This window comes from Sivoneniella epilithica UHCC 1019, assembly GCF_040830845.1.
Classification (GTDB): Bacteria; Cyanobacteriota; Cyanobacteriia; order Leptolyngbyales; family Leptolyngbyaceae; genus ULC077BIN1.
The window spans coordinates 22,349-31,923 of the sequence record NZ_JBFPDP010000052.1; the positions used below are offsets into that span (position 1 = coordinate 22,349).

Annotated in this window: 9 protein-coding genes; 2 read left to right on the top strand and 7 right to left on the bottom strand. The window is 46.4% G+C overall.

Translation table 11 applies throughout. From position 1 onward, the window contains the following. Window positions 1–76: 76 nt before the first annotated feature. From dmeF to AB3R30_RS22615, 7 genes are all read right to left on the bottom strand, one after another. Window positions 77–988 carry a CDF family Co(II)/Ni(II) efflux transporter DmeF gene (dmeF, locus tag AB3R30_RS22585; protein ID WP_458651469.1) on the bottom strand — a complete coding sequence of 304 codons (912 nt, stop codon included), beginning with the start codon at window positions 986–988 and terminating at the stop codon, window positions 77–79. A gap of 107 nt (window positions 989–1,095) precedes the next feature. Next, complete coding sequence (locus AB3R30_RS22590) at window positions 1,096–1,719, bottom strand: class I SAM-dependent methyltransferase (RefSeq protein ID WP_458651470.1); 624 nt, start codon at window positions 1,717–1,719, stop codon at window positions 1,096–1,098. 125 nt (window positions 1,720–1,844) lie between these two features. Next, window positions 1,845–2,327 (bottom strand): DUF3368 domain-containing protein, encoded by a 483-nt coding sequence (locus AB3R30_RS22595; RefSeq protein WP_458651471.1) that lies wholly within the window; start codon window positions 2,325–2,327, stop codon window positions 1,845–1,847. Continuing rightward, the gene (locus tag AB3R30_RS22600; RefSeq protein WP_458651472.1) at window positions 2,324–2,569 is read right to left on the bottom strand and encodes a UPF0175 family protein; all 246 of its coding nucleotides are present in this window, start codon (window positions 2,567–2,569) and stop codon (window positions 2,324–2,326) included. Before AB3R30_RS22600 ends, AB3R30_RS22595 begins: the two co-directional genes overlap by 4 nt. A gap of 79 nt (window positions 2,570–2,648) precedes the next feature. Continuing rightward, window positions 2,649–4,391 carry a pentapeptide repeat-containing protein gene (locus AB3R30_RS22605; RefSeq protein WP_458651473.1) on the bottom strand — a complete coding sequence of 581 codons (1,743 nt, stop codon included), beginning with the start codon at window positions 4,389–4,391 and terminating at the stop codon, window positions 2,649–2,651. A 302-nt stretch (window positions 4,392–4,693) separates the two neighbouring features. Further along, a complete protein-coding gene (locus AB3R30_RS22610) occupies window positions 4,694–6,214 on the bottom strand; it encodes an efflux RND transporter periplasmic adaptor subunit (RefSeq protein WP_458651474.1) in 1,521 nt (506 codons plus the stop codon). A 49-nt stretch (window positions 6,215–6,263) separates the two neighbouring features. Continuing rightward, window positions 6,264–7,001 carry a DUF305 domain-containing protein gene (locus AB3R30_RS22615; RefSeq protein ID WP_458651475.1) on the bottom strand — a complete coding sequence of 246 codons (738 nt, stop codon included), beginning with the start codon at window positions 6,999–7,001 and terminating at the stop codon, window positions 6,264–6,266. A gap of 448 nt (window positions 7,002–7,449) precedes the next feature. Here AB3R30_RS22615 and AB3R30_RS22620 point away from each other — a divergent pair, with 448 nt between their 5' ends. Together AB3R30_RS22620 and AB3R30_RS22625 are read left to right on the top strand one after the other, a co-directional pair. Then, entirely contained in the window at window positions 7,450–8,823 is a 1,374-nt protein-coding gene (locus tag AB3R30_RS22620; RefSeq protein WP_458651476.1) for a GH1 family beta-glucosidase, read from the top strand. A 175-nt stretch (window positions 8,824–8,998) separates the two neighbouring features. Continuing rightward, the coding region (locus tag AB3R30_RS22625; RefSeq protein WP_458651477.1) for a photosynthetic reaction center family protein at window positions 8,999–9,575 on the top strand (577 nt) is incomplete at its 3' end.

Below are 9,575 nucleotides of genomic sequence, written 5' to 3' on the forward strand. Positions count from 1 at the left end.
AATGCGGCTGAAATGGCGTTGATTATGTGTTACAAGAACAAGGCTATTGGCAAAAGCAACACCCGCAATTAAAAGATCATTCAGATAAAGAAGGGATACAGGGTTGCCCATGACATGGGTTGACCTCCACAACAACATGAGAAAGATGCCCGATGTGAGTCAGCAATTTTTTGTAATGCTCTGGGGCTTTGGGATAATGCGTGACCAGTGAGACAATCGCTGCCAGGTGATCCTGACCAACAGACCACACATGCAGGTCAACTACGCGGCTATCAGAATCTTCTTCAATGGCGGCGGTAACGGCTGCTTTTGTTGTTCGATTAGAGGCTCCATCCAGTAATACGAAACTGGTATCCTGGAGCAAGCCAAACGCCCAGCGGGTGATCAAGGCTGCACCGACCAAACCCATCGCTGGATCTAGCCAATTCCAGGCAAGCAGTTTTCCAGCAAGCAACGCCACGATGGCAAAAACAGAGGTGAGCGCATCCGCCAAAACATGAACATAAGCCGCCCGTAGATTGTAATCATGATGGTGGTCGTGACCATGAGAATGATCATGGTGTTCTTGAAGCAGAAAACCACTGATGAGGTTAATCGCCAGTCCAAATATGGCAACCCCGATCGCTTCATTAAACTGGATGATTTGCGGCTGAAAGAAGCGGGAGATTGATTCTAGTACCATAATCAGCGCAATTACGGCAAGTGCAGTAGCACTCGCAAAACCACCAAGGGCGCTGACCTTTCCGGTGCCAAAGGTATATTTTGGACTGCTTGAATAGCGACGAGCATATTGATAAGCAAAGATAGTGATCCCAAAAGCGGCGGTATGAGTTGCCATGTGCCAGCCATCGGCTAACAAAGCCATTGAACCAAAGAGGGTGCCAGCGACAATTTCAATAATCATCGTGGTGGCTGTCAGCAGCATGACCTTTTGGGTATTTTTTCTGCTTCGTCCTGGTTGGCGGAAAAATCGTGAGTGTGCTGCCACTGTTCGAGCGTATGGATGTGCATAAAGCCTCCTAGAAAAATCTTGTCCTATTGCTTTGATCTAGCGCTGGGCGATCGCCCATTGAATCATAAAACCCAGCATAGGATCTAAGCTTTAGTAGCGGTAACAATCATGAATTCCCATGCCCATCCAAATCGAATTCTGGTTGCAGCCTGAATCGGCAGGTGAGCCGCAGAGAAAAAGCTGTGAAATTCTGCCTGCGTGTAGCATTGCCTATAGCCTGGGTCGGTTATCTTCAAGACGGCATCATAAAAACGACAGACTAAATAGTCTTTGCACCAATCTAAGATCACCATTTTTCCATCTGGCTTGAGGACTCGTTTCATTTCTGCCAATGCATCCATGGGCTGATCAAAATAATGGAAAGAACTTGCACAAACCACTACATCAAACTGCTCATCAGCAGTGGGAATTTTGGTAGCGCTGGCTTGTTCAAATTTGACAGACGCATAACCATTCAGTTTTTGTTGCGCGATCGCGAGCATTCCTGTTGAGATATCGATTCCTAAAATCTGTTGATTGGGGTTATCTTGCACCAGCAATCGCTCAAACTCGCCCGTTCCACAAGCGATATCGAGAACGTTGGCTGACGCAGGAATTGCTGCCCACTGGTTCACAAAAGCTAGAGTGTTTGCGATATAGGTTTTCCAACGCTGATCGTAGATTTTGGCAAGCTGGTCATATTGTTGCTGAACAACGGATTGCACCATGTTGTTCCCTCAAAGCTATAAAAATCAGAGCATCCATCGTATAGTGGGCAAATTTATTTAGTAATAGTGACGTAGCTTTACCATTGTTGCAATTAGAGATGAAATCAGAATGAAATTGAGTACCGTTATTCTCCTGCCAGACGCAACACTTCTGCATATAGTTCGTCACGTACCCAAAATCGGTTTGCGATTAGAGCATCCAGAATTGGTTGTACCGTCGCAATTACTCTCTGCTGTTTCGCAGCCAGTAAAACTCCCAACAGCCCTGTAACTTTAAGACCTGCTTGTAACGCTTGTTGTCGTCCACGTCGCTCATCCATTAGTAGACGATCAGCGGCAAGTTCTACTGCCAGAACAATTGCTTCGGCTTCCCCTGCATCCAAGCTTGCTTGTAGAGACTGAAGCAACACAGCGTTGGTAACTGAGCAAACTTGAATCCAATCAAGCGTTTGAATTGCCAACACTGCGGGGTCTTCTGCGCCAGAATCAAGAAGTTCTTGATAGACAGCAGTTGGAATAATGACTTCGCTGTAAAGCTGTTGAAGAATAATCAGTTGCCCGATCGCGGCTAGATTACTGATGGGAGAGGTGTCGCTGACAACAATCATCGCCAGCCAGATTCCTTCAAGCTTTCCACGTCCTCTCGCAGTTCAGCCACATCGTAATGTAAGGAAATACGGCGACTGGCAAGCAATCTCTGAAATTGCAGTTGGCTCATCTCAGCAAAGCGACTGGCTTGCCCTAAAGTAAAGCGCTCTTGCTGAAACAACATCACAGCAATCTCCTGCCGCAACTCAAATTCAGTCATTTGAGTTGATCGTAGAATTTCGTCAGAGATCAAAATACTCATCGCTCCCTAGATGGTTGATGGTTCCACTCTTAGAATAAGCCGTGCAAAGTTAATTCTCTTAGAAGAAAATCAACTTACTTTAGTCAGGGTTTACTAGGCTATACGCATATAGCAATCGTGCAGTATCGAGTCCATTAATTATGCAGTAATAAGCCTGTTTACCTCTAGACCTCAACTGATCAGTTTTCCCCTCAACATCTTTCACAATAGCTTCAGAAATATTTCCTACATATTGAATAACAAACAGTTCCGCAGGAGACTCAAAAAGCCTAAGCAATTGATCTCCATTCTTACCACAATGCTTAATCTCCATATTAGCAACTTGAAGTCCATTCCCTTTAAGTAAGAATGCAGTACTTCTTCGGACTCCACCAACAATTAAATTAGAAGTATATAAGTCATTGTATTCGCCTCCCCAATCCTTTTTGTGAAACTTCTCATTGAGGATTACTTCTAAAACAATCTGAATTTTATCTTCTGAAACATTGAGATGACCTTTTGAGTTCAAGAGATGTGATATAACATCAAAACTTACATCCTTCACCCTAGCAAAGCTATCAATGTCATCAATATAAATTCTTCTAGATTGATGAGCATTAAATTTAGGTTGGAGAAGTCGCTCAAATAGCGTGGTAATCGTACTATCTTTTGATCTGACCTCTCCTTCGAGCCGAGCTATTTGAAGCTCAAGTTCATGGGTTCTACACTCCAACTCATCTCTGATTTTAATTCCGTTAGCCTGCAGTGGATAAATAATCTTTAACGTTACCAACCCATCTCCTAGCACCTTATATTCTTGGAGAAAAAGTTCATCACCAAAATCATTAAATACTCTAATATTTGACTCATTAAAAGCAAGAGCAAGAGCTTTCCAAGATATGCCGTTGCGAAAGCTTAATTCAAAGATGTTTTTTAATACCTGAAATCGCTTTGAGAATTCTCCTAAAATAAAATCTCCATCATGTGGATAGCGTTCCTGTTGATTTGCCTTTAAGTAAACACATTTACAAGCTACTTTACTTAAGTTTGTGGAACTGTTTATATGCCAATCTTCTATACAAGCTTCATCCAAATTTGCTTCACTAAAATTAGCTGCCAAAGCCCGAGTCCAGGTTAGATTAGCCCGACTCAAGCAAGCCCCTGTTAAATTTGCATTGCTAAGATCTGCCCAACTAAAGTTTGCCTCGCAAAGATCAGCATTGATTAAAGTAGCCCCGCTAAGGTGTGCTCCCTCAAACCTTGCTTTGCAAAGAATAGCTTGGTTAAAGTCCGCTCCATCAAAATGAGTACTAAAAAGGATAGCTCCACTCAGATTAGCCTTTAAGAAGAGTGCCCCACTAAAATTTGCTCTATGAGCACCAATCCTACATAGGTTAGCTTCACTAAAGTTTGCTCTACCACATGTAGCATCAGCAAGACCTGATCCTATGAGTTGAGCACTGATTAGCTTAGCATTAGAAAGATTGGCTTTGTTAAGGTGTGCGCCACTAAGATCAGCACCGCTGAGATCAGCGTCACTAAGGTTAGCCTCTTCAAGGAATGCTCCACTGAGATTAGATCCTCTAAGGTCAGCTTTACTAAGATTAGCTTTAGTAAAATTCGCTCCTTCAAGATTAGCTTTCTTAAGGTCGGCTTCTTTAAACTCAGCTTTCCTGAAATCAGCTTTAGCAAGATCTACTCCTTGAAATTGAGCTTTGTGAAAGCTGGGTGTTATTTCTTGATTATGTAATCGCCACTGATTCCATGAATCTATTCCCTGCTGAAGTAGTGTAAGGTGAACTGGATCTGGGGCTTCATTCGTCCATTCTGCTAAGATCAGCATTTCGTACCTTTTAATCGCTGTCGGGAAATAATATTTTGTCACTGTGTAACTATAAGCATCAATGTTTAAGATTACGGCGACACTCAGATAGGGGCAGGACCCAACATCTTTTCCAGTTTGCCATGAAAATTATTGAGGATGATGTTGAGAAAGTGCTTTTGTTTCTGGTTGATGCTCTAGTGCAGATGGGGCAGAGTCATTATGAGGTGTTGAGGTTTTCAGGTCGCTAAAGCTAGCTGGTTCATAACCAGAAGTATATCTGTCTGAAATAGAACTTGTAGGCTTGCCCCGCCTTGCCCACATCATTCCAGTCCCAAACGCACCTGCCATAATTGCTGCTCCCGCTGGAATGACCACCCACCAAGGGAAGGGCAAGTTTTGAGTTTTGTTTGCGTAGCGTCTCCGTGGGAGATATTTTGAGTTACATCTGCTTCCGGTTTGCTACCGCCCCGCAGTGATTGAGCATACAACTGGTTAGCCCGTTGAGTCACAATGCGATCGCCATCAAACAGTCCATTTTTAACCTCGACAAACTCGCCTGATTCTCTACCTACCGTAACTTCTGTAGGCTGAAATGCAGTGCCGTTTTGCACAAATACGATCGCCTTTTTGTCGTTGGTTGTCACCAGTGCAGATTTAGGAACCACTAACAGGGCAGCAGGAGTGCGATCAGTCAGAACCTCTAATTCCGCAAACATACCTGGTTTCAACACCTCATTCGGATTATTCAGTTGGGCTTTTACAGGCACCACACGGGTTTCACTTTGAACGTCAGAATCAATGACGCTGATCCGTCCTGTAAAAACGCGGTTGGGTAAGCTGGCAACTTTTATCTGGACTCGTTGCCCTACTTGAATGCGATCGAGGTCTTTCTCATAAATGTCGCCAGATACCTGAACACTGCGGCTATTGACGATCGCCATCACCTTTTTGCCTGCATCCTGACTGGATTCTCCTTGAGTCGTTTCCCGATCAGCAATCACCCCCCCAATGGGAGCCGTCAGGGTAAGTGTGCCCTCTGGATTAGGGCTTGCCCCCAATTGTCGAAGCCGTGCTTGATAGGTTTGGTCGCTCAAGGATACCCGCGATCGCGCAACCTCTACCGCAGATTGGGCGCGTTGCAATTGTGCCTTAGCCTGAGAGATTTCCAAAGCACTTTCGGATTTCGCTAAAGTTGCTCTTGCCTCTGCAAGCTTGGTTTCGGATTCTAGAAAAGTACGACGCGGAATCGCTCCACTGGTTAACAAGGCGCGATCTTTGTCATACCGCTCTTGGGCAAAACTCACTTCAGTTCGAGCCTGCTTGATGTCTGCCGCCCCAATTTTACGTTGCTGCTCTAAGTTTCGCTGTGCCAGTCGCAAATCGGCTCCCGCTTGTTGCAATGACGCGATCGCTTCTGCCCGTCGATCGAGGGCTGTCGTTCGCAGTTCCGCTAATTCTGGGGTCGTCATGATTGCCACGGGTTGCCCAGCATTGACGCGATCGCCCGGATTCACCAGCAGTTTAATCACCGTTCCCGTTACCGGAGTTGTGACTTCGACCTTCTGATTAGGCAACGTCTCAATTTTGCCCGTTGTTTTAATGCCAAAGGCTAACCGTTGGCGGGAAACAGGCTCTACTTTGAGTCCCAACCGTTTTGCCGTTTCACCATCCACCTGAATAGCATCCGCAGATTCAGCAGGCTGGCTATCTTTCTGAAACTCGTTTCCATGCCCACCATGCGCTAGCGCGATCGGGGGTGCGGGAGTCAGTAGAACGACTGAAAGCAGCGTGACTAATACTCGTTGGGTCATTAATAGGAGCAGGTGTGAAAAGCGAGTCATCGGCAGGTTCCTTGCCAAGCATTAATGAACGTTAGAATAGGGCACCCAATCACTTGCTGTACCAGGCTTTGCGCCATTTCTCCATTTGGCTAATTTCTGCTTTTTGGGAAACAATAATATCGTTTGCCAGTTTTTGAATTTCTGGACGCTTGGATTTATTCAAAGCATCTTGTGCCATTGTCACAGCACCTTGATGATGCGGAGTCATGGCATTGAGGAAGCGTAAGTCAAAGTTGGCATCGGCTGCGCCCAAATCCATGGTCATCATCATGCTTGTTTTTTGGTCTTGGCTCATGGGCATGGAGTGACCCATTTGAGAATGCCAAGCGATCGCTTCCTTACTCACTTTGGGATACCAGGCTTGCCGCCACTGCTTCATCTGGTTGATTTCTTTGTCCTGAGACTGAATAATGCTAGCCGCCAGCTTTTGAATTTCAGGACGCTTAGATTTCTGCTGGGCTGCCTTTGCCATCTCGACGGCTCCTTGATGATGGGGAGTCATGGCATCAATGAAACGAAGATCAAACTCGGCATCGGCTGGACCTAAATCCATATCCATGTTGTGGTTCATGCCGCTCATAGTGCCGTGATCCATTGATGGGTTTCCGGCAGGAGCAACAGTTGGGCTAGAGGTTTGCAGTTGAGAATTGGTTTGGGTTTGGGCAGAGCAAGCGGTTAGCCCAGAGCCAAAGGCAGCGATCGCCATTGCCATAAATCCCAAAACACCTGTTTTTGATAGAACTCGCTTCATCGTGTGATCCTGACAAAAAATAAGACGCTGACTCATTTTGGAGGCTCTAGCTGACTGGAGGGTCAAGCTAAGTTCTTTGAATTAGAACGGCATCCAACGTGTTCAACCCTAGCGTTCCACACAAAAATAAAATCAGGATGAAATGGCTCTATCCCAAGCGGTAGAAATTATCATCCTGTCAGAGGGAAGACGAGATCGCAGAGATAAACTTCTACGGCGAGACGAGGTAGCCATTTGGTCATTGCTGAATGCAGACATGATTTTCATTTGTAGGGGTAGCGCCTTGTGCCTACCCTTGCTGGGATAAGGGCAACCACAAGGGATTGTCCCTACGAATTTCACATCTAGATTCAGAGGAGTAGCGCTTTGTGCCTACCCTTGCTGGGATAAGGGCAACCACAAGGGATGCCCCTACTTGATCGATCGCTAGCCATGGATGCATAACAATGAAACAAGAATCCATTGCAGTATTCATGCCACTAAAATGATTAGCTACCAATTCCCACCTGATTTTCTTTGGGGTACAGCAACTTCCGCTTACCAAATTGAAGGCGCAGCCAAAGAAGATGGACGCAAGCCGAGCGTTTGGGATGTGTTCAGCAGTAAGCCGGGACGCACAGTCAATGGTGATACTGGAGCGATCGCCAATGATCATTATCACCGCTATGAAAGCGATGTGAAGTGGCTGGCAGAACTGGGCGTGAAACACTATCGGTTTAGTATTTCTTGGTCGCGGGTGATTCCAGATGGGCGCGGTCAGGTGAATGAAACAGGCATGGATTTCTACCGGGGGCTATGCGATCGCCTACTGGAAAATGGCATCACTCCCCACGCTACGCTATTTCACTGGGATAGCCCCCAAGCCTTAGAACAGCGCTATCGATCTTGGCGCAGTCGAGAAATGGCAAAAGATTTTGCTGACTATTGCACCGCGACAGTTCAACGGTTGGGCGATCGCATTTCTAACTGGATGACCCTAAACGAGATCGCTTGCTTTACCCATCTCGGCTATGACGTAATTAAGACACCAGAAATGGCTCCTGGCTCTCGTGTCTGGCGCAAAAAAGACGTATGGCAAACCTCCCATCATGCTTTACTGGCTCATGGATTGGGCTGTCAGGCAATTCGTGCTGCCTCGCCGTGTCCCTGTTCCATTGCGTTAGTCGATAATCCGGCAATCACCGTGCCGCTGACAGAATCGCCAACCGACATTGCCGCCGCTCAGCAAGCCTTCAGCACCAACTGGGTGAATGGCGGCATTATTTTTCCTGCATTAACGGGACAATATAACGAAGTATTTTTGCAAAGTTTGGGCAGAGAAGCTCCTGATATTCGTTCAGGTGATTTGGAAACAATTCATCAGCCTTTAGATGCGCTTGGGCTAAATATTTACACTGGAAGTCACGTTCGCGCTAGCCAAGAGTCACCGGGCTATGAGTATGTAGACTATCCCAAAGGGTATCCCCGACTGCATATGCCTTGGCTGTGGGTAGTGCCAGAGTCTATCTATTGGGCAGTAAGACATATATCAGATGTGCTAAAGCGTCCCGAATTACCGCTGTTGATCACTGAAAATGGCTGCTCTGCTCAAGATGAACTGACCCAGCAGGGCGAAATTTTGGACAGCGATCGCATCTTGTACTTGCGTCAATATTTACAATCCGCTCATCGTGCTGTTGCAGAAGGCTATCCACTCAAAGGATATTTTCTTTGGAGCCTAATGGATAACTTTGAATGGTCATGGGGCTGCGATCGTCGCTTTGGCATTCTTTACAATGACTTCAAGACCCAACAGCGCACACCTAAAGCTAGTTTTCGCTGGTATGCCGAATGCATACGCCAGAATCGGGCAGTGTGAAAGCAATTGGGCAAAAATGATTAGGAATTTGTAGCAGGCGATCGCTTCAAAAATGAGAAAGGAATTTACAATCACTCAACTTTCTTTACAAAAGCTCAAGTTGTTGTTACATTGTCTACACGGAGGGCAGCAAGCCTCCTAATTCATATCCAATCTATCTTGCACTCATAAAACCATGACAACGACCTTACAGCGCGTCGAGCGCCAGTCCCTATGGCAGAACTTCTGCGAATGGGTGACCAGTACCAATAACCGCCTGTATGTAGGCTGGTTCGGCGTACTGATGATTCCTACTTTGCTCTCTGCCACCCTGTGCTTCATCATTGCCTTCATCGCCGCCCCCCCCGTAGACATCGACGGCATCCGTGAGCCAGTTGCAGGCAGCTTGATGTTTGGCAACAACATCATCTCCGGCGCAGTCGTACCTTCCAGTAACGCGATCGGCTTGCACTTCTACCCCATCTGGGAAGCCGCATCCTTAGATGAGTGGTTGTACAACGGTGGACCTTACCAGTTAGTTGTATTGCACTTCTTGATCGGCATCTTCTGCTACATGGGACGGGAATGGGAACTTTCCTACCGTTTGGGAATGCGCCCTTGGATCTGCGTCGCCTACTCTGCCCCCGTTGCAGCAGCGACCGCCGTCTTCTTGATCTACCCCATCGGACAAGGCTCCTTCTCCGACGGTATGCCCCTCGGCATCAGTGGCACCTTCAACTTCATGTTCGTCTTCCAAGCGGAACACAACATCT